The 22,580-nt window shown below is 67.1% G+C and carries 26 protein-coding genes; 14 read left to right on the forward strand and 12 right to left on the reverse strand.

The window, feature by feature from the left end; genetic code table 11:
* Position 1: 1 nt before the first annotated feature.
* From G6N37_RS10115 to G6N37_RS10125, 3 genes are all read right to left on the reverse strand, one after another.
* Entirely contained in the window at positions 2-706 is a 705-nt protein-coding gene (locus tag G6N37_RS10115) for a TetR/AcrR family transcriptional regulator (protein WP_163679415.1), read from the reverse strand.
* A complete protein-coding gene (locus tag G6N37_RS10120; protein WP_163679418.1) occupies positions 690-1,121 on the reverse strand; it encodes a hypothetical protein in 432 nt (143 codons plus the stop codon). Before G6N37_RS10120 ends, G6N37_RS10115 begins: the two co-directional genes overlap by 17 nt.
* Positions 1,122-1,196: 75 nt before the next feature.
* A complete protein-coding gene (locus G6N37_RS10125; RefSeq protein WP_232075394.1) occupies positions 1,197-1,664 on the reverse strand; it encodes a hypothetical protein in 468 nt (155 codons plus the stop codon).
* 113 nt (positions 1,665-1,777) lie between these two features.
* Between G6N37_RS10125 and G6N37_RS10130 the strand changes: the two genes are divergently transcribed.
* Positions 1,778-2,632: a sulfurtransferase gene (locus G6N37_RS10130; protein WP_163679421.1), complete on the forward strand. Its 855-nt coding sequence runs from the start codon at positions 1,778-1,780 to the stop codon at positions 2,630-2,632.
* A gap of 4 nt (positions 2,633-2,636) precedes the next feature.
* On the opposite strand, the gene G6N37_RS10135 is transcribed toward G6N37_RS10130, so the two are convergent.
* Entirely contained in the window at positions 2,637-3,494 is an 858-nt protein-coding gene (locus G6N37_RS10135; protein WP_163679425.1) for a 5'-methylthioadenosine/S-adenosylhomocysteine nucleosidase family protein, read from the reverse strand.
* Positions 3,495-3,624: 130 nt separating this feature from the next.
* On the opposite strand from G6N37_RS10135, the gene G6N37_RS10140 reads away from it, so the two are divergent.
* From G6N37_RS10140 to G6N37_RS10165, 6 genes are all read left to right on the forward strand, one after another.
* Positions 3,625-4,422, forward strand: a complete 798-nt coding sequence (locus tag G6N37_RS10140) for an alpha/beta hydrolase (RefSeq protein WP_163679428.1) — start codon at positions 3,625-3,627, stop codon at positions 4,420-4,422.
* A 7-nt stretch (positions 4,423-4,429) separates the two neighbouring features.
* A complete protein-coding gene (locus G6N37_RS10145) occupies positions 4,430-5,212 on the forward strand; it encodes an SDR family NAD(P)-dependent oxidoreductase (protein ID WP_163679431.1) in 783 nt (260 codons plus the stop codon).
* On the forward strand, positions 5,209-6,081 hold the full coding sequence (locus tag G6N37_RS10150; RefSeq protein WP_163679435.1) for a TIGR03619 family F420-dependent LLM class oxidoreductase: 873 nt from the start codon (positions 5,209-5,211) through the stop codon (positions 6,079-6,081). The genes G6N37_RS10145 and G6N37_RS10150 overlap by 4 nt, the downstream gene beginning before the upstream one ends.
* Complete coding sequence (locus G6N37_RS10155) at positions 6,081-6,812, forward strand: hypothetical protein (RefSeq protein WP_163684855.1); 732 nt, start codon at positions 6,081-6,083, stop codon at positions 6,810-6,812. Before G6N37_RS10150 ends, G6N37_RS10155 begins: the two co-directional genes overlap by 1 nt.
* Before the next feature lie 84 nt (positions 6,813-6,896).
* Positions 6,897-7,391, forward strand: a complete 495-nt coding sequence (locus tag G6N37_RS10160; RefSeq protein WP_163679438.1) for a lipoprotein LpqH — start codon at positions 6,897-6,899, stop codon at positions 7,389-7,391.
* Positions 7,392-7,443: 52 nt separating this feature from the next.
* Complete coding sequence (locus tag G6N37_RS10165; protein ID WP_163684857.1) at positions 7,444-8,433, forward strand: alpha/beta fold hydrolase; 990 nt, start codon at positions 7,444-7,446, stop codon at positions 8,431-8,433.
* A 71-nt stretch (positions 8,434-8,504) separates the two neighbouring features.
* Here the strand turns inward: G6N37_RS10165 and G6N37_RS10170 are convergent, their stop codons facing one another.
* Entirely contained in the window at positions 8,505-9,707 is a 1,203-nt protein-coding gene (locus G6N37_RS10170) for a cytochrome P450 (protein ID WP_163679441.1), read from the reverse strand.
* A gap of 28 nt (positions 9,708-9,735) precedes the next feature.
* The gene (locus tag G6N37_RS10175) at positions 9,736-10,386 is read right to left on the reverse strand and encodes a TetR/AcrR family transcriptional regulator (RefSeq protein WP_163684859.1); all 651 of its coding nucleotides are present in this window, start codon (positions 10,384-10,386) and stop codon (positions 9,736-9,738) included.
* Positions 10,387-10,604: 218 nt separating this feature from the next.
* Here G6N37_RS10175 and G6N37_RS10180 point away from each other — a divergent pair, with 218 nt between their 5' ends.
* A complete protein-coding gene (locus G6N37_RS10180; RefSeq protein ID WP_163679444.1) occupies positions 10,605-11,390 on the forward strand; it encodes a spirocyclase AveC family protein in 786 nt (261 codons plus the stop codon).
* 7 nt (positions 11,391-11,397) lie between these two features.
* Here G6N37_RS10180 and G6N37_RS10185 read toward each other — a convergent pair whose 3' ends face one another.
* Together G6N37_RS10185 and G6N37_RS10190 are read right to left on the reverse strand one after the other, a co-directional pair.
* Positions 11,398-12,396, reverse strand: coding sequence for an LLM class flavin-dependent oxidoreductase (locus G6N37_RS10185; RefSeq protein ID WP_163679447.1), 999 nt, complete (start codon positions 12,394-12,396; stop codon positions 11,398-11,400).
* Positions 12,397-12,440: 44 nt separating this feature from the next.
* Entirely contained in the window at positions 12,441-13,514 is a 1,074-nt protein-coding gene (locus G6N37_RS10190; protein ID WP_163679450.1) for an NAD(P)H-dependent amine dehydrogenase family protein, read from the reverse strand.
* 287 nt (positions 13,515-13,801) lie between these two features.
* Here G6N37_RS10190 and G6N37_RS10195 point away from each other — a divergent pair, with 287 nt between their 5' ends.
* A complete protein-coding gene (locus G6N37_RS10195; protein ID WP_163679453.1) occupies positions 13,802-14,899 on the forward strand; it encodes an NAD(P)H-dependent amine dehydrogenase family protein in 1,098 nt (365 codons plus the stop codon).
* A gap of 33 nt (positions 14,900-14,932) precedes the next feature.
* Positions 14,933-16,141, forward strand: coding sequence for a MalY/PatB family protein (locus G6N37_RS10200; RefSeq protein WP_163679456.1), 1,209 nt, complete (start codon positions 14,933-14,935; stop codon positions 16,139-16,141).
* A 4-nt stretch (positions 16,142-16,145) separates the two neighbouring features.
* On the opposite strand, the gene G6N37_RS10205 is transcribed toward G6N37_RS10200, so the two are convergent.
* The gene (locus tag G6N37_RS10205; protein ID WP_163679457.1) at positions 16,146-16,874 is read right to left on the reverse strand and encodes a DUF2652 domain-containing protein; all 729 of its coding nucleotides are present in this window, start codon (positions 16,872-16,874) and stop codon (positions 16,146-16,148) included.
* A gap of 114 nt (positions 16,875-16,988) precedes the next feature.
* On the opposite strand from G6N37_RS10205, the gene G6N37_RS10210 reads away from it, so the two are divergent.
* Positions 16,989-17,894 carry a haloalkane dehalogenase gene (locus G6N37_RS10210; RefSeq protein ID WP_163679460.1) on the forward strand — a complete coding sequence of 302 codons (906 nt, stop codon included), beginning with the start codon at positions 16,989-16,991 and terminating at the stop codon, positions 17,892-17,894.
* Between the two features lie 95 nt (positions 17,895-17,989).
* Here the strand turns inward: G6N37_RS10210 and G6N37_RS10215 are convergent, their stop codons facing one another.
* A complete protein-coding gene (locus G6N37_RS10215) occupies positions 17,990-18,718 on the reverse strand; it encodes a 3'(2'),5'-bisphosphate nucleotidase CysQ (protein WP_163684861.1) in 729 nt (242 codons plus the stop codon).
* Positions 18,719-18,857: 139 nt separating this feature from the next.
* Between G6N37_RS10215 and G6N37_RS10220 the strand changes: the two genes are divergently transcribed.
* Positions 18,858-19,451: a hypothetical protein gene (locus G6N37_RS10220; protein ID WP_174813811.1), complete on the forward strand. Its 594-nt coding sequence runs from the start codon at positions 18,858-18,860 to the stop codon at positions 19,449-19,451.
* Here G6N37_RS10220 and G6N37_RS10225 read toward each other — a convergent pair whose 3' ends face one another.
* Positions 19,452-20,627, reverse strand: a complete 1,176-nt coding sequence (locus G6N37_RS10225) for a thiolase family protein (RefSeq protein WP_163679461.1) — start codon at positions 20,625-20,627, stop codon at positions 19,452-19,454.
* A gap of 168 nt (positions 20,628-20,795) precedes the next feature.
* Between G6N37_RS10225 and G6N37_RS10230 the strand changes: the two genes are divergently transcribed.
* Positions 20,796-21,188, forward strand: coding sequence for a DoxX family protein (locus G6N37_RS10230; RefSeq protein WP_163679466.1), 393 nt, complete (start codon positions 20,796-20,798; stop codon positions 21,186-21,188).
* Positions 21,189-21,428: 240 nt separating this feature from the next.
* On the forward strand, positions 21,429-21,899 hold the full coding sequence (locus tag G6N37_RS10235) for a nuclear transport factor 2 family protein (protein ID WP_163679469.1): 471 nt from the start codon (positions 21,429-21,431) through the stop codon (positions 21,897-21,899).
* Positions 21,900-21,933: 34 nt separating this feature from the next.
* Here G6N37_RS10235 and G6N37_RS10240 read toward each other — a convergent pair whose 3' ends face one another.
* A complete protein-coding gene (locus G6N37_RS10240; protein ID WP_163679471.1) occupies positions 21,934-22,521 on the reverse strand; it encodes a TIGR03086 family metal-binding protein in 588 nt (195 codons plus the stop codon).
* Between the last annotated feature and the right edge of the window lie 59 nt (positions 22,522-22,580).

Raw genomic sequence — 22,580 nt, forward strand, 5'->3', positions numbered from 1 at the left:
GCTAATAGGCTCTGGGCAGCGCGGAAACCAGCGCTTCGGCCTGTGCTCGCGTGAGCGTCGTGACGCTTCCGTCCGGTAGCCCGAGGATGCGGTCGATGGCGAGGCCGTGCAGCGTGAATCGTTTTGTCATGCTGTCGATCGCGCGCTCCCTGGCCGACTCGTCGGGTGCCTCTAATACCGCGACGATGGTCGCGTTGGTGCGCGCGGCAAGGCCGTAGATCATGTCGGCGACGCCTTCGGGATCGAAGGTGTCGAAGACACCCTCGACGACCCCCTCATCGATCAGGCGCGTCAGCAGGGGCCGGACCAGCGCTTCGTCGACGGCGGTTATCCGTCCGTACAGATGGGCGTTGTCGGGTCGCAGCAACGACGCCATCGCGGCCAGCTGCTCCGGCACATTCATCTTCATCTTGACGTCGAACCCGGCCCGTAGCAACGCGTTCAGCCGGGCCAGCGCGTCACCACCACACGCGGCGACCGCGTCCTCGACACCGGCGAACGCGGCCCGCGCGCTGCGCTCGGCCAAGGCCGCAACCAACGCGTCCTTCGACGGAAACCAATGGTAGAAAGCACCTTTGGAGACTCCAGCGTCGGCGATCAGATCGTTGAGGCTGACGTTGTCATATCCATCACGCAGAAACAGCTCCGCCGCCCGATCAAGCAACTCCGCGCGACGAACGTCGGGATGCTTAACTACCCGAGGCACTCTCTGGCTTCCAGCCGACGTACGTCAGGTACAGCCCGACGCAGGCGAGGAAGATGAACAACACCCATATCGCCGCGGTCGCACCCGCACTGTAGATGGCGTTGCCGGCCGCGTCGTAGGCCCCGGGAACGGTCAACAACAGCAACCCACGTATGAAGAAGAACCAACCCACGGCCGACACAACGACCGCCGCCAGGCCGCGCCAATGCTGGTGGAAGGCAATGATGAAGATGCCGCCCATCAACAGGATGGCCCCATATAGCCACGGCCACATGGGATTTGCCTTGAACTCCGTAAATAGCTCATGCATGTATGAACCGCGGACCGCGATCGTGGTCGGCACGATCGTCATGTACGGGCCCAACACGCGGGCGAACATGCGGGTCCGGGTCTGCGACTGCTCGGATGCACTCATTGCGCCACCTCCCTGGCTTACATCGAGGATAACCGACCGCTGGTCGGTATGCCAGACCACCGGTCGGTTTACTCCTCAGAAGTCGGACGCCGCCCACGATCCGGACGGGTAAGGCGGGACCGCGCCGGTGAAGGCGCCATCGGTGAGGTTGCACAGGGTGTCGGAAATCGTTCCGCCGTTGGCCAATACCTTCGGCTCGCTGCCCGGCTTGACGCGAGCGACCACCGCCTGCCAGAAGTAGCCGACACCACCGTGCTCATACCAGACGAACCAGTCAGCGTCGCGATTGCCGGCGCGAATCAGCCGCCGGAACGGCAACGTCGGGTCGCTGACCGAGTCGGTCGCGTTGAACGGTGCACCGATGTCGGCGATGGGCGGAAAAAGCTTGAGGAGTTCCGCGGGCAGTTGGGACACATGCTGCACTTCCTGAACGGGTGTCGTCAGGGTGCAGCGGGTGTTGGGTATCGCTTCGGCGGGGACCGCGGTCACCAGAGCCAACGCGACCGACATACACCCCGTGAGTCCATAGCTGATGCGCGCCATGATTTGCTCCATCTGCCCTACTCCCCATCAGGACGCTACGCCAGCCTCTTGCTGATCGGAACGGTCTTCGAGGGGCCGCTAGGCTCGCGGCAGACGATCAGGGAGGCGAATCGGTGACAGCCCGGGACCAGGTGTTGATCAGCGTCGCGGAACTGGCCGGCCTCATCGAGGCCGGCGATCCGGTGACCATCCTCGATGTCCGGTGGCGCCTCGACGAGCCGGACGGGCGGCCGGCATACCTGGAGGGCCACATACCCGGCGCGGTGTACGCCTCCCTCGAGGACGAACTCACCGACCACGCGATCGCAGGACGCGGCCGTCATCCGCTGCCGTCGGGAAGCAGTCTGCAGGCAGCCGCGCGCCGGTGGGGAATCCGGCAGGGCTCGGCGGTGGTGGTTTACGACGACTGGAATCGCGCGGGTTCTGCGCGCGCCTGGTGGGTGTTGACGACGGCCGGGCTGCCCGACGTCCGCATCCTGGACGGCGGGCTGGCCGCCTGGCGAGCGACCGGTCGAAGCCTAGAATCCGGCCCAGTCACACCGCCACCCGGGAATGTGGCTGTGCCCCATGATGATCTGTACGCGGGGAGCCTGCCTACCCTGACCGCCGCGCAAGCGAGCGCCGCTGGTTTGACGCTGCTCGATGCGCGGGCGCCCGAACGCTTCCGCGGCGAGGTTGAACCGATCGATCCCGCCGCCGGTCACATCCCCGGTGCCACGAACCTGCCGAGCACCGCGGTCCTGGCCGCCGACGGCACGTTCGTCGGTGACGACGCGCTCACCCGACTGCTCGCCGACCGCGGGATCGAACGCGACGGCACGTTGGGCGCCTACTGCGGCTCGGGCGTGACGGCCAGTGTCACGGTCGCCGCGCTCGCGGCGCTGGGCTTAGACGCGGCGCTGTTTCCCGGGTCGTGGTCCGAGTGGTGTTCGGATCCGGGCCGCGCGGTCGCCCGCGGCCCCGAGTGAACGATCAGGCCCCGGCCCAGCTCTGCAGGAAGGCCGCGGTTACCCGGGCCGCGTTGGCCGCCGCGATCCGCTTGTAGCAGAAGAACTGAAACGGAAAGCCCGGCAAGCGAAGCGGATCGCCCGGCCCATCCGTGATGCCGCGGATGCCGAGGAAGGGAACGCCGTGGGCATCGGCGACCGCGTGCGCGGCCGCGGTCTCCATGTCCGTCGCATCAAACGCCGGGTCCGCCGTCGAGACGATGTTCAGGTTGCTGATCAGGGCGCTTCGCACCCAGCGGCCGGCCGCATGCCGGAAGTTGCCGGTGTATCGGAATGACCGATCGGGCGCAGTGCGGGGTTGGCAGCCGAAGACGTCGCCGCCGTTCGGGATGCAGGGGAACGCCACGCCGTTGTTGTTGTCCCAGCTGCAACCGTCGCCGCCCACCACGATTTGCGGCCGGCGCCGCAGATCGATCCTCCGGGCGGCACTTTCCATTGCGACAGAGAGCGTTTCGGCCGTCGCCAACATGGTGGGATCAACCGGACGAAACGTGCTGCCGCTGTCCTGTGTCCACCGCGCCGGCACGGCCACATCCGCGATCCTCGCCCGCGCCCCCCCGCCGGCGACGCCCGAAAACACCACCGCGCCAATGCCGAAACGGGCCAACGCGGCCTCGGTGGTGTCGACGGCGTTCACCAGACCGATGCCGGTCATCGCCACGATCACGTTCTTGCCGGCGATCGAGCCGAGGTAGAAGTGCCGGCGGTCGACGATCACCACCGGGTCGGGATCGAGCGCGGTGTGCGACAGCACCGCGTCGGCTTCGGCCGGAAAGGCCGACAGCACCAACGTGCGCCGTTCGCCGCCACCCGCACCACCCATCGCACCAGTAAACGCCACGACGACCGGCAGGACACCGCGGCTTCGTCGATTCCGGCCCTCCACGGGCAGGCCAGCGGCTAATCTCAGCGGCGTTGTAGTCAACGGCGCGGCCCGACGAGGAGTCACGCTCATGCTCGAAGTGCTCGAACGAACGCCCCGCGGCGAATCCCGTAAGCCGCCGGTGCTATTCGTGCACGGTGCCTGGCATGGCGCCTGGTGTTGGGACGAGCATTTCCTGGACTTCTTCGCGGACAAGGGCCACCGGGCGCTGGCGGTGAGCCTTCGGGGTCACGGACAGAGCCCGGCACCCAGATCGATGCGGTTCTGCTCGATCGCGGACTTCGTCGCCGATGTCGCCGCGGTTGCCGACGGCCTGCCCGAACGGCCGGTAGTAGTCGGCCACTCCCTGGGCGGCTTCGTGGTGCAGAAGTACCTGGAGTCGCACACCCCCGCCGCCGCCGTACTGCTCGCTTCCGCACCTCCCAACGGCATCCTGGGATTCTTGGCGCGCAGGCTCAAGCGACACCCGTGGTACACCGCCAGCGGCCTGGCCATGACCAGGTCGTTGCGCGGTGTCGGTGCCACACCGGAATTGGCCCGCGAGACGTTCTTCTCGCAGTCGCACTCCGACGCCGACGTGGCGCGCTATGCCGCGGCACTCTGCGAGGAGTACGCCCTGAAGATCGCAATCGACATGCTATGGCTGCACCTGCCCAGGCCGCACCTCGTCACCACCCCGCTGTTGGTGCTGGGGGCCGAAGACGACGTCTGCTTCACGGAGCAGGAAGTGCGGGCAACCGCCGCCGCCTACCACACCGACGCGGAAATCTTCCCTAAGATGAGCCACGACATGATGCTCGACCCCGGGTGGCGTGCCGTCGCCGAACGAATCCACGCGTGGCTCGAAACATGTGTGCCCGCAAGTTGACTGCGCAATGACGGGCCGGCTCGACGGCAAGGTCGCGGTCATCACCGGGGCCAGCACCGGTCTGGGACCCGTGCTGGGGTCGCGGTTCGTCGGTGAAGGCGCCAAGGTGTTGCTGGCGGCGCGGCGCGAAGAACTCGTCCGCGAGGCCGCCGCAGCGGCCGGCCCCGGTGCCATCGCGATGCGTGCGGACGTGACCGACGAGGATGACGTCGCGGCCATGGTGGCGCGCGCCGTCGACGAGTTCGGCCAGGTCGACATCTTGTGCAACAACGCCGCCGCCCCCGGACAGGACCGCTGGATCTGGGAACAGACCCTGGACAACTGGAATGCCACGTTCGCCATCGACGTCACCGCGGCAATGCTGTGCACCCGGGAGGTGCTCAACCGGTCGATGCTGGCGCGCCGTCGCGGCGTCATCCTCAACTTCTCCTCCACGGCAGGCTATTCCGGCATCGTCCGCAAGAGCCATTACGTCACCGCCAAGGCGTCCCTCCGGGCGTTCACCAAGGCGGTGGCGTTAGAGGTGGGCCCCTACGGTATCCGGTGCAACTGCATCGTGCCCGGGTCCATCGATACGGAGCTGTGGCGCCGATGGGTGCAACGCACCGCCGACGAGCGCGGTGTCGACTTCGCCACCCAACGGGCCAAGGCCGTCAAAGGTGTTGCCCTGCAGGATATCTCCACGCCCGACGATGTCGCCGGCCTGGCGTTGTTCCTGGCCAGCGACGAAAGCCGGACCATCACCGGCCAATCGATTCCCGTCGACGCCGGGGGGTACATGCAGGGATGAGCGCCCCACGACTCTCGGTGGCCACGCCCGTGGTGACGATGTTTCCGAAAGCCAGCGGCGAGTGGGAGAAACACGCCTCCATCGAGGACCTGGCCCGAATCGCCGAAGCCGCGGACAAACTCGGCTACCACCACCTGACCTGCAGCGAACACATCGCGCTGCCCGCGGCCGAGGCGCACCGGCGCGGCACCCGCTACTGGGATCCGCTGGCCACCTTCGGCTACCTGGCCGCGCGCACCCGACGAATCCGGTTGGCCACCAACGTGCTGGTGCTCGGATACCACCATCCACTCGAGATCGCCAAGCGCTATGGCACGCTGGATACGGTCAGCGGCGGCAGGCTGATCCTCGGTGTCGGCGTCGGCAGCCTCAAAGAGGAGTTCGACCTCATCGGCGCGTCTTTCGATGACCGCGGACCGCGCGGCGACGACGCGCTTAGGGCGCTGCGGGCGTCGCTGTCCGTTCCCGAACCCGCCTACCACGGCGAGTTCTACTCGTTCGACGGCATGGTGGTCGACCCGTGCGCGGTACAGCAGCGCGTCCCGATCTGGATCGGCGGCCGGACCCTGCGGTCGCTGCGCCGCGCCGCGACCCTGGCCGACGGCTGGGCGCCGTTCAACGTGAGCCTGCACGAAGCACGAGACTGGTTGAGCCGCTTCGACCTTCAGCCGGGATTCGAAGTCGTCCTGCCACCGCCGGCACCGCTGGACCCGATCAACGAACCGGAGCGGACGACCGACGCCGTCGGCGAAGCCGCCGCGCACGGCGCCACCATCGTGCCCGCCGTGTTCCGGCACACGTCGCCGCAGCACTATCTGGACAACCTGCAGGCGCTCGCCGAGCTGCACTCTCCCGGGGGCACCGCGTGATTCGCGTCAGGGCGGGCATATTCAGCCTCACGGCCGCCGCGCCAGCCGACGACGACGGCAGCTACCTGCGGTGGCACCTGCTGGATCACATGCCCGAGCAGTACCAGCTGCCGGGCATCGTGCACGGCCTGCGCTGGATCGCCGACGGCGACTATCCCGCGCACCGCCTGGCGGCCCACGGCCCCCTGGGCGAGATCGGCAACGCGGTGCACTACCTGGTCGGTGATCCCGTCGAAGAAACCTTCGACGACTTCGTCACGCTCGGTCGCGCGCTGCGCGAGAACGGTCGATTCCCCGTCGTCCGGCCGTCCCTGCAAGTGGCCGGCCTGCGCTTGCTGCAGTGGCAGTCTTCGCCGCGGGCATTCGTCTCCGCCGAGGTGGTGCCGTTTCGGCCGCACCGCGGCATCGTGCTCATCGTCGAAGAACCGGCCGACGGACGCCGACCGGACGCGTGGCTGCAATGGCTGCACGCCGAGCACCTCCCGGCCCTGCTCGCCGTGCCGGGCACCGCCGGCGCGTGGACTTTCGGTTCCAGCGCCGCCTGGAGCCACCTGCCCCCGGGATGGCGAACCGATCACCAGTACATCACCGTCGTCTACCTCGACGACGACCCGCTGACCACGACCGACGCCCTGGCACCGGTCATCGAACAGCGGTGGCGATCGGCCGCCGTGCGCCCGCTGTTCGCCGGACCGCTACGCAGCATGGTCAGTTGGGAAGCCTGGCGATAAACCCCGCGGTTGACTGGCCGCCAGAGAAATGAGACCTTCCCGAAACGAATGGGGCCTATAGTCCTCGCTGGCAAAGGAGGTGAGATGGCGAATCGATACCTGCTCGCGGCCGTCGGCATCGCGCTGGCCGCCGGCCTGTGCGGCTGCTCGGGCAAGAGCGGCCACCCGGCGTCGACCCCGAGTTCGAGTCCGGTTGCCGTGACCACGACCGTCATGGTCGACGGGAACAAACACACGCTGACCGCGGGAGTCGACTGCACCAGTTCGGCCGCGCAACCGAACGCGTCGCCGCCCGAATCGGGCGACCTCACCACCCACATCAGCGTGCACGACGACACGGCGTCCGTCTCGCTGGCCCTGTCGGACGAGAAACCGCCCATGGTCGACGGATTCGCGATCTCGCTCACGCTGGCCACCGGCCAGTATCAACTCCCCTATCAGGCGACCAAGTCCGCGACCCAGGTCCAGGCAACCAAGCAGGGCAAGAGTTACACGGTGACCGGGACGGGCGAAGCGACGACCCCCGGCCAAAGCGGCACGCGCCCGGTGACATTCGGGGTGCATATCACCTGCCCGTGAAAGCAGTGTCCACGTGGTTGTCTACCGCGGTCGCCTCTGCGATGCTGGCAGCTTGGACATCTTCGCGCAATGGCAAACGGGCGGTACGGAACTGCGTTGGCGGTCGACGACCGCCGCCAACGACGCACACGAAGTCGCGGTGTTCAGTCGTCGCTGCGGCACACCCGGCGCCCCCGCCTTGGTGCTCGTGCACGGCTTCCCGACGTCGAGCATCGACTACTTCGCGCTGGCCGGTGAACTGGGCTCGGAGTTCGACATCTACCTGCTGGACTTTCCCGGCTACGGCCTGTCGGACAAACCGGCTGAGCCCTATGCGTATTCGCTCTACGACGACGCGCGTCTGCTCGTCTACGCGATCACCCAGGTGTGGAATCTGACCGAATACCGCATGCTCACCCATGACCGCGGCAGCAGCGTCGGCATGGTCGCGCTGGAGATGCTGGCGGCCCTGGATCCGCCGGCCGTACCCGTCGACCTCATCGTGACCAACGCCAACATCTACCTGCCCCTGTCCAACCTCACGGCGTTCCAGACCGCGTTGCTCGACCCCGTCACCGGGCGGCCCACCGCGGCCGCGACGACGCCGGAGTTGCTGGCCTCCGGCCTGGGAGCCAGCACCTTCATGCCGCGGCGGACACTGGACGACCCGGAGATCGCCGCGCTGGCGAAATGCTTTGCCCACAACGACGGAATCCGGGTGCTGCCCGACACCATCCAATACCTGCACGAGCGCGCCGCCGACGAAACCGGTTGGCTGGAAGCACTTTCCAAGAGCTCGGTCAACACCACCGTGGTGTGGGGGTTACACGACAACGTCGCGCCGCTGCGCGTCCCCAACCATGTCTGGCAGGCGTATCTGAAGACCAAGCCCGGCCGCAACCGCTACTGGGTGGTGCCGGGCGCCGACCACTACCTGCAATGCGACGCCCCCGCCCAGCTGGCCGAGATCGTCCGGCTGACGGCTCAGGGTGGGGACATTCCGCTGCAGACGCTGGGCGACCAGCCCGACGGCGCGGTCTTGGTGGACCAGACCGCTTCCTAGCCCGGCCGAGCGCGCGGCTGGCCGCACGTTCGAGCTCGAGTGCCCGGCTGGCCGCACACTCGCCGAACGCGTCAGCCGGTGACGACGGGCAGGCGGGCCCACCCGCGCACGCTCGCGGTGTGCGCGCGCTGGGCGTTGGCGTAGTCGACCTCCCAGTCGGGCCAGCGTTTGAGCACCTCCTCGAGGGCCACCCTGCCTTCCATCCGGGCCAGCGACGAGCCGAGGCAGAAGTGCAGGCCCTGGCCGAAACTCAGGTGGCCGCCCTCGCGGTGGATGTCATAGCGATCCGGATCGGCGAACCGGCGCTCGTCCCGGTTGGCGGAACCGTTGAGCAGCAACATGAATGAGCCCTCGGGCACGACCCGGCCGTAGAGTTCGGCGTCCTGGGCCACGTATCGGGCCTGCACCGGCGAGGGCGGCTCGTAGCGCAGTGTCTCCTCGACCGCGCCGGGGATCAGGGAGGGGTCGGCGACGAGTTCGCGGCGCTGGTCCGGGTGATCGGACAGCAGCTGCCCCATGAAGCCGATCAGCCGGGCCGTGGTCTCGTTGCCGGCGCCGGCGATCATGGCGGTGTAGGCCAGCACCTCGGTCCGGGACAAGGGCCGCCGCGTGCCATCGGGTTCGTCGATCTCGGCGCGCAACAGGTCGGTCATCAGGTCATCGGACGGGTGATCGGCCCGCCAGTCGATGTATTCGGCGAACACGACAATGCTTTCCTCGAACAGCTTCGCGTTGACCGCGGCGGGGTCACGGTCGTCGGACAACTCGATGTAGGCCCCACCGCGATCGCGAATCTTGGCCTGGTCCTCTTCGGGAATGCCCAACAGGTAGCCGATCGTCCGCATGGGCATCATCGCACCGAGATCGGCGATGAAATCGAAACCGCCCGCACCGATCAACGGATCCAGCTCCCGCACACAGAAACCCCGCACCAGGTCCTCGACTGCCAGCATCCGGCGGGGCGTGAAGACCCGGGACAACAGTCGCCGATGCAGGTCATGCAGCGGCGGGTCCTCGAACAGCAGAATGCCCGGTGGCACTTCGATATTGGCGAACAAGATGTCGGCCGTGGTGCCGCGCCCGGATCGGTAGGTCTGCCAGTTGTGCAGTTCGCGCGCCACGTCCTCGTAGCGGCTCAGCGCGTAGAAGCTGTACTTCTCGTTGTAATACAGCGGCGCCTCCTCGCGCATGCGCTTCCACACCGGGTACGGATTGTCGTCGATGGCGGAGTCGAACGGGTCGTAGTACAAATCGATCGCGCTGGCGCCGGTCATGCTCAGTCCCTTCGGTGGAGGCGTCCGGTCAGTCATTTCGGTGCAGGAAGCCGTGCAAGATCGCCTGGACGAGTTCTCCGACGATCACCTGTCTCGACGGCGGTTTGGTGCCGAAGTAGGTGGTGCGCAACGCGGCCATCCCGGCAATCATCGCCACCGTCGAATGGGCCGGCAGGTCCGGATGTTCGGCCCGCAACCCACGCAGGTTCATGCCCTCGGCGCTGATCTGCCCCAGCACCTTGAGCGCGCGCCTGACCTCGGGAATGCCCGCGTCGGCCGCCTCCTCGTCGCTGAGCGCGCCGGACGCCATCAGCGTCAGCAGCAGGCCCTGATGTTCGACGAACACGTCGTAGAGTTGCCCGACGAAATGCCGGGCCAGGTCCTCCTCGTCGGTTTCCTCGGGGACGACGGACTGCCAGGTACGGCCGAATTCGTCGACGAAGCTGGTGAAGGGCAGGACCAGCGCCTCGCGGAACAGTGCCGCCTTCGAACCGAAGTTCCGGAACAGCAGGTGTTCGGTGACGCCCGCGGCCTGCGCGATTTCACGCGTCGTCGTGCTGCGGTAGTCCTGGCGCGCGAAAAGGGCCCGCGCGGCGTCGAGCAGCAGCCTGCGCGGCTCCCCCCGGGGCCGGCGCGCCACCGCAGCCGGCGTCGGCCGCTTAATTGCTCGCTGGGGCACCGAGGTCCACTCCTCCGTCACGGGCTCTCTTGGGGATAGTATCCACTATCCCCATAGGATAGTATCCACTACCTTAAAGAAGCGCATCATCGAAGGGGTGACATCATGGGCGCTGTCATCATGCTCGGCACGCTGTTCGGCCTGATCGTCCTGATATTCGGGCTGGTGCTCCGCTTCGATCCCGAGGCGCGCCGCGCGCCGAGTGACGAGGGCCGCCGGTGAACACCGAAATGACGCCCCAGATGGCGGGGGCGATGTACTTCGCTTATGTCAGTAGCATCGCGTTCATCGTCATTGGGATCTATCTGAGCTACCGCCGCAGACGGATTCACCCACTGCTTCTTCTGAGCATCTCCGCGATCTCGTTCTCGTGGATCGAGTCCCCGTACGACTGGGCGATGTATGCCCAGTTTCCGCCCGCGCTGCCCCGGATGCCCTCCTGGTGGCCGTTGAACGTCACGTGGGGCGGGTTGCCTTCTTCGGTGCCCATCGGCTACGTCTCCTACTTCGTGATTCCCGCCCTGGCCGGGGCCGCGCTCGGACGATGGGTGAGCGCAAAGTTCGGATGGCGCAGGCCGATCGCCCTCCTCGTGGTCGGCCTCGCCGTCGGGGTCTGCTGGGCCTTGTTCTTCAATGCCTTCACCGGGGCCCAGCTCGGAAACTTCTACTACGGGTACGTGATTCCCGGCCTCGCCATCTTCGAGGGGACCAAGCATCAGTACCCGCTCTACGATTCCCTCGCCATGGGCATCCAAATGATGGTCTTCACCTACCTCCTCGGACGGACCGACACACAGGGGCGAAATGTGATCGAGATGTGGGCGGACAAACGAGCGGGATCTCGCCTGCAATCGTCGGTGCTGTCCGTCGTCGCCGTCATCGTCATCGGAAACCTGCTTTACAGCGCGGTTTTCGCGCCCCACCTCGTCACGAAACTGGGCGGCTGGGTCACCGCGGGGCCGACCGAACAGCTGTACCCGGGCGTACCGAACCAACCCAAATAGCGGTAGCTCAGGCCGTTCCGGTGCCCGTGGATGATCGCTGCGCCTCGGGCAGCACGATCTCCCCCACGCGCTTGAGGTACGGCCAGGCGACGTCAGGCGGCAGGCCGCCGCACAACGGCGACAGATTGAGCACCTGGCCGGCACGGACCCGCGAAATCGCTTCTGGCACAGAGATGATGATGTGCGAACTCGGCGCGGCGCGCAGCTCGTCGACGGTGTTCACGTGCGAGAAGCCGGCCGTGGTCTCGTCCCCGGGATTCCACGCGGCGTAGGTCCGCACGTCGTGCAGCAGATGCTCGCCGATCTCCTTCCACGCCTGGTCCACGTCGTCGGCGACGAAGACGACCGACGGGGTGTCCCGGTCGGGAAACATCGTCGGCCCTGGCTCATGGCCGTGCTCACGGCATGCCTCTTCGTAAGCCTCCTGAATGCCGGGAGCGTTGGCGTTGCCCAGCATCCCCAGCCCGTACCTGCCCGCTCGGCGCGCCGCGGCGACGGTTCCGCCACCCCACATCAGTCCGGGACCGCCCGGCGTCAGCGGGCGAGGTGTCACGGTGATCCGCCGTCCGTCTTCTACGACCGTTTCGCCGGCAAGCAGTCGCCGCAACAGCGCGAGCTTCTCGTCGCAGAGGCGGCCCCGGGTCTTGATCGGCACGCCGAAGTGCTCGAACTCCTCGGGCCGATAGCCCAGCGCCAGGATGTAGGACGCCCGGCCGTTACTGAGAATGTCGAGCACCGCCATGTCCTCGGCGAGGCGCACGGTTTCGTAGAACGGCAGGATCAAGATCAGGCTCAGCGCCAGCCGCCGGGTCCGGGCGGCCACGGCAGAGGCCAGCAGAAACGGTGACGGCAGGTAGCCGTCTTCGGAGCCGTGGTGCTCGCAGAACACGGCGGCGAGGCCGCCGTGATCCTCGGCCCACGCCGACATTTCGGGTGCCGCGGCGTACAGATCGGCTGGGGCCGCGGCCCACTCGGGGTCGCGCATGTCGAAGCGCAGTGTGTACACCCAAACTCCTAGGTGGCCTGATATTGGTGATGCACGTTACACCTTCAGTCGAAGGCGTAAAGCGGCAGAGTGGTCGGGATGTCCAGCGAGCTCAGCAGCCCGGGAGGGGCTTCGACGACGTAGGGAATCGCGTTCACCACCCGCATGGCCGTGGATGTCATCGCGGCGTGCCCGGCGCCGTGACCCTCGGCCTGACCGAGTGTCATCACGCAGTGAATATCGGGGTCACCTGCGATGTCGACCCGATACGTGGCGTCGAACTCAGAGGCCGGCCAGTCTGGCGCGACATCGCGGGCCATCCGGATGACGTGTTCGATGACGATGGCCTCGCGACCATTCACCACACCCGCGGCCCGCGTCCGCACGGCGCCGCAGGTGCCCGCCTTGATGGTGCCGAAAGCCACCTCGATGTCGCGATCGGTCAGCTCGCGGTCGAGCGACCCGCGCACCTCCTCCACCTCGACCCCGAGGCCCTCAGCCATCAGGTATATCGGTGCTTTCCAAGCCATTTCGATGAAGCCGGGCGTCTTCAGCATCGGCTCGAAATCCAGCGGCCGGCCGAAACCCATCCCGTCCATCATGACGTCCGCCACCGGGTAGTGGTCGTTGAGCGCGACCTCGCTGGCCGTGATGGTGCGGATGTTCTTGGACTGCGTCGTCATCAACAGGGCGAGCTGATCGGAGGCGAACCCGGGGAAGATGCCCGACACATAGAACGACGCCCCGCCCGACTTCGCCGCCGCTTCGAGCTCGTCGCGCCAGTTGGGCGCGAAGTACGACGGCGGATACACCAGACTCGTCGACGACGTGGAGACGACGTTGATGCCCGCCGAGAGCAGCCGCACGTAGTCGGGCACCGCCGCGCCGTCGCGTTCGGGACCGCTCGCCGCGTACACCACACAGTCGGGCGCCAAGGACATCAGTGCGTCGGCGTCGTCGGTGGCCAGCACGCCCAGTGGTCGGCCGCCGGCCAACTCGCCGGCATCCTTACCGACCTTGTGCAGCGAATGCACCCAGACGCCAACGAGTTCCAGGTCGGGCCGACGGGCGATGGCGTCGATCGCGATCGATCCGACTCCCCCGGTGGACCACACGACGGTCCGGATAGGCATCAGCATCCTCCTTGATCGGCGTGCGCCCGCGCGGCGGCGGCGGCCGCGCGTTCTAAGTACGGCCAGGCGACATCGGGTGCGAGGCCGCCGATCTGCCCGCACAGCTGCAGACTAACCTAAATTTTGTTCGCTAAGATAGTGCGTGCTTTCTTAACCCTTGACCCCGCAGACTCGCGGCTGTTAGCTTGCAATTCGAACATCAGGTAGTTGCAGCCCCTGCCTGCCGCGTAAGGGCAACGGCCGCCTCGTCTTTCATCGCGTTCGCGACGCGCACGCACCCGAGGAGGAACAAGATGACGACTCATCGCGTGGTGGTGTGGGCGACGGGCGGCATCGGGTCGATCGCCATCCGCACCATCCAGCATCGCCCCGATCTGGAATTGGTCGGCGTGTGGGTGCACTCGCCCGAAAAGGACGGCAAGGACGCCGGCGAACTCGCCAATGGCGAGCCGATCGGCCTGAAAGCCACCACCGACGCGGACGCACTGATAGCGCTCAAGCCCGACTGCGTCATCTACGCCGCCAGCGGCCCGGAACGCGACGCGCTGGCCATCCCGGATTACGTCAGGCTGCTCGAGTCCGGCATCAACGTCGTCACGACCAGCACCACCCGACTGGTCAACCCGCACGCCTACGAGCCCGCCGAGTGGCGCGACCAGCTGGTCGCCGCAGCCAAACAGGGGCAGGTGTCGCTGTACGCGTCGGGGATCGAGCCGGGCTTCGCCGCCGACTACCTGCCGCTCGTGTTGTCCACCCAGTCGTCGTCCATCGACAAGATCCATGCGTTCGAGATCGGCCTCTACGACGACTATGGCGTCCCCGACATCATGAGCGACGCGCTGGGTTTCGGCCGGCCGCTCGACTATCAACCCTGGATCGGCTTCCCGGGCGCGATCTCCGGGGAATGGCAGGGGCAGATCCGGTTGGTTGCCGACGCTCTCGGCGTCGAAGTCCAGGAAGTCCGCGAATATTTCGACCGTGCGGTCACCAACAGGACGCTGGAGGTCGCCATGGGCACCGTCGAGGCCGGAACGTGTGGCGCGCTGCGGATGCGGGCGATCGGCGTGGTCGACGGCCGGGAGGCGATCGTGATCGAGCACGTCACCCGGTTGGCCCACGACGTCGCCCCGGACTGGCCGACCGGGATCGGCGATCTCTCCTACCGCGTCGTGATCAGCGGCGACCCCGACATCGATTGCACCTTGGCGGCGACGCTCAAGGATCCGCGCAAGGCCGGAGTTGGTGGGATGACCTCCGGCGCCGGCGCGATGGTCGCCACCGCGATGCGCGTCGTCAACGCCGTGCCGTATGTCGTTGCAGCGGAACCGGGATTGCTCAGCTCGGTGGACTTGCCGCTGACGATCCCGAGGCACGCGTTCGCCACAGGTTGAACCGGTACGGCCGGCGCGGCTTAGTCTGCGGGAGTGACCGTTAACCCCCTCGAGGAGCTCACGCTGCAGCAGCTGCAGCTTCGCACCAGCATGAAGTGGCGCGCGCATCCCGCCGATGTCCTGCCGCTGTGGGTCGCCGAGATGGACGTCATGTTGCCCCCCACCGTGGCGGCGGCCCTGCGGACGGCCATCGACAACGGGGATACCGGATATCCCTGTGGCACCGCGCTGGCCGAAGCGGTCAGTCAATTCGCGTCCGCGCGTTGGCAGTGGCACGACCTGGATGTCAGCCGCACCGCGATCGTCCCGGACGTCATGCTCGGTGCCGTCCAGCTGTTACGTCTGGTCACCGAGCTTGGTGACGCCGTCGTCGTCAACCCGCCGGTGTACGCCCCGTTCTACGCGTTCATCGCGCACGACGGGCGCCGAATCGTCGAGGCGCCGCTCAGCGGCGAAGGCCGAATTGACTTGGGCGCCTTGGAGGAAGCGTTCACCCGCGCCCGCGCATCGGCCGGAAGGGCGGCGAAGGTCGCCTACCTGTTGTGCAATCCGCACAACCCCACCGGGTCGGTGCACACGGTAGACGAACTCGGCGCGGTCGCCGGGCTCGCCCGTCGGTTCGGCGTCCGGGTGGTCTCGGACGAGATCCACGCGCCCGTCATCCTCTCGGGGTCGCGCTTCACCCCGTACCTGACGGTCCCCGGTGCGGAGAACGCCTTCGCCCTGACGTCGGCCTCCAAGGCGTGGAACCTGTCCGGCCTCAAGGCGGCGCTGGCCATCGCCGGCCCGGAGGCGGCCGCGGACCTGCACCGGATGCCGGAAGAGGTCAGCCACGGGCCGAGCCACCTGGGCGTCATCGCCCACGCCGAAGCCTTCCGCACCGGTGGTGAGTGGCTCGACGAACTGCTGCGCGGCCTGGACCGCAACCGGACCCTGCTCGGCGGCCTGGTCGCCGAGCACCTGCCGAGGGTGAAATACCTTTGGCCGCAAGGGACTTACCTGGCGTGGCTGGATTGCCGGGAGCTCGGTTTCGTCGAGGAAGCCGCCGCCGGCCTTGCGGTGGTTGCCGACCTGTCCGGGCCCGCCCGATGGTTCCTCGACCACGCCCGGGTGGCGCTCAGTTCGGGCCACGTCTTCGGCACTGGCGGGGCGGGGCACGTCCGGCTGAACTTCGCGACCTCGCCGAGCATTCTCACCGAGGCCGTGTCCCGGATGGGCCGGGCGCTGGGCGATATCGCCTAGCTCGCTAGGCGGGGATCTCCTCGGCGCCGCGGCCCAGGTTGCGGAAGCCCTCGGCGGGCTCCTTGAACCCGAGCACGAACGGCAGCGAGTTCAACTCCAGCTTCATCGTCGCCCCGAGACGGCGAAAGAACTTCGACTCGGCGGCGGGAAGGGAAACCTGCGACGTCGCGAGGTCGATGTAGTGCGTCGACGTTTCGCCGATGTCGTCGAACGTGTGGATCAGTGTCTTGCACTGCGAGCGCACCGGTTCGTCGAGGCATGCCGCCACGGGATCGGTCATCAGAATGTATTCGACCACTGGCACGAGGTTTTTCAGCATGCGATGCACCAGGATGACGTCGAAGCCCGCGAGCTCCAGGTGACGCTTCACCCGTTGTTCGGCCACCTCACCCTGATGGACGACGAACTTCAACGACAATTTGTCCAGTTGCGCGCAACTGGCACACTCGCAGGCGAGATCCTTCCGGAAGCGCTCTCGGCGCGCGATGAACGCCGCCCGCATCCGGGACAGCCGGTCACACACCAGCACTTTGGCATCGCCGTCGGGCGCCCAGAAGAACGCGGCGTCTCCCTCCAGCTTCGCCAGCTTCAGGCCCCTGCCGGCGTCGATCACCGACTCCAACAGCCCCGCCACCGTCAATTGCGCATGGGCCAGGTGGGTGCGGTTCCATTGCATGTAGTGGGTGTAGCCGCTGATGTCGGCAATGACCAGGACCGCGCGCCGAATCGCCATGAACAAGCCAGTTTAATGTCCACTCGACGTCTAGCCCAATGAAATCTCCCCCTAGACGAACTCGCGTCGCCGAGAGAGGCTAACAGAGGCGCCCGCCCACCGGAGGAGCTGAATATGCATGTGCTACGGACCCCGGATTCCCGATTCGAAAACCTGGAGGGCTATCCGTTCGTAGCGAACTACCTTGACGTGGCGGCAAGCGACACCCAGTCGCTACGCATGCATTTCCTCGATGAGGGGCCGGCCGACGGGCCGCCGATCGTGTTGCTGCATGGCGAGCCCACCTGGAGCTATCTCTACCGCACGATGATCCAGCCGCTGGCCGACGCCGGCAACCGCGTGCTCGCGCCCGACCTGATCGGGTTCGGCCGCTCGGACAAGCCCGGCCGGATCGAGGACTACACCTACCAGCGGCACGTCGAATGGGTGACCTCCTGGTTCGAGCGCCTGAACCTCAAGGACGTGACGCTGTTCGTGCAGGACTGGGGATCGCTCATCGGGCTGCGCATCGCCGCCGAGCAGGGCGACCGCGTCGCGCGACTCGTGGTCGCGAACGGTTTCCTGCCTACCGCGCAGCAACCCACACCTCCCGCTTTCTACGCATGGCGGGCGTTCGCGCGCTACTCCCCCGTGTTGCCCGCCGGCCGCATCGTCTCGGTCGGGACCGTCCGGCGCGTTCCGGCCCGCGTGCGGGCCGGCTACGACGCGCCGTTTCCCGACAAGACGTATCAGGCCGGGGCCCGCGCCTTCCCCCAGTTGGTGCCGACCTCCCCGGACGATCCGGCGATCCCGGCGAATAGGGCCGCGTGGAAAGCCCTGGGCCAATGGGAGAAACCCTTCCTCGCGATCTTCGGCGCGCGCGACCCCATCCTCGGGCGGGCAGACCGCCCCCTGATCCAGCACGTCCCCGGCGCCGCGGGCCAGCCGCACGCCCGCATCAACGCCAGCCACTTCATCCAGGAAGACTCCGGACCCGAACTCGCCGAACGCATTCTGTCCTGGCAGCAGGCCCTGCGCTGACCGCGCGTCAGCGGGTGTCGCCCGCCTCGCCAATCCCGGTTCTTAGCAACAACTCTCGGTAGAAGCCTGGGGGTGGTGGCGGCGCCGCTGAACGCCTAGCCCGTGACCGCCAGCACCGCTTCGGCCAGCTCGGGTCGGCATACCACCAAATCCGGCAGCTTCGGGTCGGGCCGGTTGTAGGCCAGGGCGGATCCGTCGATGCGCGACGTATGCAGACCGGCGGCCCGGGCCACGGCCACCGGGGCGGCCGAGTCCCATTCGAATTGGCCGCCGGCATGCACGTAGACATCGGACAGTCCCTGGACAAGCGACGCGACCTTGGCTCCGGCCGAACCCATCTCCACCAGCACCCCGTCCAGCGCGTCGCGGACGGTCAGGGCGATGGCCGGCGGCCGGGTACGTGACACAACGATGCGCGGCTTGCCCGGCGCCGCGGGCGGCGAATCGACGTCGGGGGTGGCCAGGGTGATGCCCTGCGCCGGCAGTGCCACCGCACCGGCAACCAACTCGCCCGCCTCCCACAGCGCGACGTGCACCGCCCAATCGTCGCGCCCGAGTTCGGAGAATTCCCGCGTGCCGTCCAGCGGATCCACGATCCACACTCGCTCCGAGCGCAACCGGACCGGGTTGTCGGCCCCCTCCTCGGAGAGCACCGCGTCCTCGGGCCGGGCTTCGGCGAGCGCCGCCATCAGGAAATCGTGGGATCGCTTGTCTCCCGCGGCTTTCCGTTCGCTTGCGTCCGCATCGGCGAACTCTTCGCGGACCGTGAGCAGGAGCCGCCCGGCCTCGGTCGCCAACCGCGCTGCCAGTTCGTGGTCATCCATCAGTTGCTGGGCCATCACAATCCTTAAGTTGGTAGCGTTGACCAACTTTACCCTGCCGAGTCACCGCCGACGGGCACCACCCCGGGAGGAACGGTCCGGTCGTAATCTGTTGAACGTGAGCGGGGGCAACGTTCCTTTGTTGAGCCGACTGGGACGCATTCCACGGGGGCGTCTGATCGTGATCGGCAGCGTCTCGGCGCTCGCGCTGGTCGGCGTGCTCGCTTTTGTGTGCGTCAAGCTGACCCAGGGCAGTCAAGCCGCCGCCCCGGCCACGTCCCAGCCGCCACCGCCGCAGAGCTTCGCCATCCCGGGCTGCTACAACCTGTCCGTTCCGCCCGTCGAGCGTCCGAAGCGACTCAACGTGCTGGGCTGCGCGAGCGTCGCCGTTGCGCTGCAAGACATGTCGTGGAGCTCGTGGGGGCCGCAGGGCGCCGACGGGACCGGCACCGCCGTCTTCAAGGTCTGCGACCCGAATTGTGCGGCCGGGTATCAGCTCACCGAGCCGGTTGTCGTACACGCGTGGAATCCGCAACCGCCGCGGCGCGAAGCCATCTGCCAGGCGGGCCTGGACATCTTTGCCGACATGATCCTGGCCTTCCCCAAGGGCGTCCCCCCACCAAATGTGCAGAAGATGAACGCCCAATACAACGGACTGCCGGCGGTGCACTTCGCCAATTACTCGAGCGGCGATACCCGCGGGACCCAATTCATCGGCTACACGTTCTGCAACTAGCTAGACCTCGATGACGACGGCGCCGCCCTGGCCGCCGCCCGCACACATGGCCGCGACACCGATGCCGCCGCCCCGGCGAGCCAGCTCATAGGCCAGCGTGGTCACCATGCGCGCGCCCGACGCCGCGATGGGGTGGCCGAGGCTGCAGCCGCTACCGGAGAAGTTCACCTTCTCCTCGTCGATTCCGTACTCCCGGCACGCGGCGATCGGCACGGAGGCGAACGCCTCGTTGATCTCCCACAGCGCCACGTCGTTGACCGACAGACCCGCCCGCTGCAGCACCTTGCCGATGACCTTGACGGCCCCCAGCCCGGTGTCCCTGGGGGCGACACCCGCGGCCGCCCACGCCCGGACCGTGGCCATCACGTTGAGGTTCTCGGCCGCGGCGTAGTCGCGATCGACAAGGGCGACCGCCGCGGCGGCGTCGTTGGTGCCGCTGCTATTGCCCGCGGTGATCGAGAATCCCTCGATCTCGGGGTGCAGCACTTTGAGCGCGGCGAGCTTTTCGACGGTGGTGTCCCGGCGGGGATGCTCGTCGACGGAGAAGTCGATCACCGAACCGTCGAACTGCGTGACCTTCAGCGGGACGATCTCGTCGAGGAACTTGCCCGCGTCCATCGCGGCGATGGCGCGCTGGTGCGACCGGGCGGCCCAGGCGTCCATCTCCTCGCGACTGATCCCGACCGCCTGCGCCGTATTCCAGCCCACGGTGATCGACATGTCTTTAGCCGGAGCGTCGGGGGTCTCGACGTGGGTCGGCGGCATCCACTGCTCCTCGAACTTCAGCTCCGGGCCGGGGATGCGCCAGTTCGTCAGCGGGGTCATCGACAACGACTGCACCCCACCCGCGATGAGCACGCGTTCCATCCCGGAGCCGATCTGGGCGGCGGCGTTGCCGATGGCGGTCAGGCTGCCGGCGCAGTGCCGGTTCACCGATTGACCGGGAATGTCCTCCATGCCGGTCGCCGTGGCGGCATACCGCGCCAAATCCCCACCGCCATAATGCGATTCGGCGAAGATGATGTCGTCGATGGCGGACGGGTCGACGCCGGACCTGCGCACCACCTCCGGAAGCACCGTGGTGATCAGCGTCTCGGGCGGCGTGTTGACGAGCGTGCCCTTGAAGGAGCGGCCGATCGCCGTCCTCACCGCTCCGACAATGACGGGTGTAGCCATGTTTTCAACCTCGGACGGTCTGGCTGCGGTCGGCAGCGCGGGTGTCGACAGATGATGCGAATCGTAACAAATACCGTATGGCCAATAGTAAACGGCCTGAGTCGACGTGGAGCGGGTGGTGAAGAGGGCCGACCCGGCGTGTCTTCGGGCACGGGACACAATGGATCGATGACAACCCGATCAGCCGCCGAGCGTGACGCCACCCAGCTGTCCGCTTACCGGCTTGCGGCGATGCTCCTCGGGGTGGGGACGCTGCACTTTGTGGCGCCCCAGCCGTTCGACACGATCGTTCCCGCCGAGCTGCCGGGAAACGCACGGTTCTATACCTACGCGTCGGGCGTGGCCGAGCTGGGTGTCGGGGCGGCGTTGCTGCCACGACGCACCCGGCGATCGGCCGCGCTCGCGGCGGCCGTGTTGTTCCTCGGGGTGTTCCCGGCGAACGTCAACATGTGCCGGTTGTGGTGGAACAAGCCCTGGCCGATGCGGATCGCCGCCCTGGCCCGGCTGCCGTTACAGGTCCCCATGATCACCACTGCGCTCAAAATCAGCCGCAACGGCTGACGCCCACGGCTGTCACATGTGCCACAGCCGTCCCTGCCGGACGGGACACTGGAAGTTGCCCGCCTCTCAGCGACAATGCGCATGTGGGACCGGCTCTGCATTCGTCGCCAGGGTTTGTCGCTCTGAGGCGGGCAACTTGTGGGTCTCCCAGCGCGCGGACCCGTGTGGCCGCTGTGACCGATGAGAGGTCAGCAGAATCGATTTCGCGGAAATAAGCAGTCCCTCGCAGAAAGACAAACCATGGATTCAGCGCAAGCGAATGTCGAACTCCTCAAGGCGTGGCTGGACGCCCACAACCGCGGTGACATCGCCGCGCTCGACTACATGTCGGACGATGTCGAGATCGTCGAGATGCCAACCGGTGTCGTCTGGCGCGGGCGGCAGGACATGGAGAACCTCGCCCGGTTGGCTTATTCCCGCAAGAGTCACAAGAGACTGGCTCACGTCTTTGCCACAGAAACGGCTGCGTGCGTGGAATACGTCACCGTCGTACCGATGACAGGCGAAGTGAGCCGGTTCGAGAAGGAATGGGGTCTGCACGGAATCGATATTTCGAATGCTGCACCCACCAGCGACGTGTTCGAGCTGCCTGTTTGCTTCGTATGCGAGATCAAGAACGGCAAGATCCATCGCGCACGGGAGTACTGGGACGCCGCCAGCCTGGCTCGTCAGCTGGGAGTGTCTGAGCAGCAAGGCAATTCAGGCCGCTGACAAAACACCACCGCATCGTCGGCGCGCAGGGCCGTCATACGCTGGCCTCGACCGAGCGCCCGAGGTAGGCCAGGAGTCGAGCCGTCGGTGTCGCGTCATCCGGCGCAGCTTGGGCCGGTCCGAATCCACCGGGTCGCCGCAACATGTGCTCCGGCAGCGGCTCCACCAGATCGCGGCACAGCCCCAGCAGGTCATCGGGCAGCTCGATCAGCCGCCCTTGTGAGCGGTGGATGTCCCACGCGTGCAGGGCGAGGTCCGAGACCGGAAACACCAGCGCTCGGCGTAAGGGGACCTGACCTTCGGGGGATTTCCGCATCCCGTCGAGGTCGGCGCCCGGCAGTGCTTCGTGCAGCCGCGTCGCCAGTTCACGAAGCCGCGCGGCCGGGTCGTCGCAAACCCAGTCCGACGGTTGAGAGGGACGATCCCAGATTTCGCCGTCCTCGACCAGCGTCACCACTTTCGCTGCGCTGCCGGTCACGTGACCCACCAGATCGCGCAAGCTCCAGCCCTCGAGGTTAGACGGCCGGTCCCAGCCCTCCGACGGAATCTGGTCGACGGCGTCGATGAGCAGGCCGAGCGCTTCGGCAGCCAGCACCCCGATGCGGGAGGTTGTGTCGTCCATGTCGTGGGATCTCCTTAGCAGGGCGCACGCACGGGTCACGTACCGTCCAGAAGTCTAGG

Source organism: Mycobacterium seoulense, from assembly GCF_010731595.1.
Lineage (GTDB): Bacteria > Actinomycetota > Actinomycetes > Mycobacteriales > Mycobacteriaceae > Mycobacterium > Mycobacterium seoulense.

Bases quoted from the DNA above. Each gene is read 5' to 3' on its own strand.
- G6N37_RS10240 (WP_163679471.1), bottom strand. From the start codon at position 22,521: ATGGACGACACAACCTCCCGCATCGGGGTGCTGGCTGCCGAAGCGCTC.
- G6N37_RS10205 (WP_163679457.1), bottom strand. From the start codon at position 16,874: ATGGCGATTCGGCGCGCGGTCCTGGTCATTGCCGACATCAGCGGCTAC.
- G6N37_RS10160 (WP_163679438.1), top strand. From the start codon at position 6,897: ATGGCGAATCGATACCTGCTCGCGGCCGTCGGCATCGCGCTGGCCGCC.
- G6N37_RS10170 (WP_163679441.1), bottom strand. From the start codon at position 9,707: ATGACCGGCGCCAGCGCGATCGATTTGTACTACGACCCGTTCGACTCC.
- G6N37_RS10190 (WP_163679450.1), bottom strand. From the start codon at position 13,514: ATGCTGATGCCTATCCGGACCGTCGTGTGGTCCACCGGGGGAGTCGGA.
- G6N37_RS10145 (WP_163679431.1), top strand. From the start codon at position 4,430: ATGACGGGCCGGCTCGACGGCAAGGTCGCGGTCATCACCGGGGCCAGC.
- G6N37_RS10235 (WP_163679469.1), top strand. From the start codon at position 21,429: ATGGATTCAGCGCAAGCGAATGTCGAACTCCTCAAGGCGTGGCTGGAC.
- G6N37_RS10210 (WP_163679460.1), top strand. From the start codon at position 16,989: ATGCATGTGCTACGGACCCCGGATTCCCGATTCGAAAACCTGGAGGGC.
- G6N37_RS10140 (WP_163679428.1), top strand. From the start codon at position 3,625: ATGCTCGAAGTGCTCGAACGAACGCCCCGCGGCGAATCCCGTAAGCCG.
- G6N37_RS10120 (WP_163679418.1), bottom strand. From the start codon at position 1,121: ATGAGTGCATCCGAGCAGTCGCAGACCCGGACCCGCATGTTCGCCCGC.
- G6N37_RS10225 (WP_163679461.1), bottom strand. From the start codon at position 20,627: ATGGCTACACCCGTCATTGTCGGAGCGGTGAGGACGGCGATCGGCCGC.
- G6N37_RS10195 (WP_163679453.1), top strand. From the start codon at position 13,802: ATGACGACTCATCGCGTGGTGGTGTGGGCGACGGGCGGCATCGGGTCG.
- G6N37_RS10230 (WP_163679466.1), top strand. From the start codon at position 20,796: ATGACAACCCGATCAGCCGCCGAGCGTGACGCCACCCAGCTGTCCGCT.
- G6N37_RS10125 (WP_232075394.1), bottom strand. From the start codon at position 1,664: ATGGCGCGCATCAGCTATGGACTCACGGGGTGTATGTCGGTCGCGTTG.
- G6N37_RS10135 (WP_163679425.1), bottom strand. From the start codon at position 3,494: ATGGGTGGTGCGGGTGGCGGCGAACGGCGCACGTTGGTGCTGTCGGCC.
- G6N37_RS10215 (WP_163684861.1), bottom strand. From the start codon at position 18,718: ATGGATGACCACGAACTGGCAGCGCGGTTGGCGACCGAGGCCGGGCGG.
- G6N37_RS10150 (WP_163679435.1), top strand. From the start codon at position 5,209: ATGAGCGCCCCACGACTCTCGGTGGCCACGCCCGTGGTGACGATGTTT.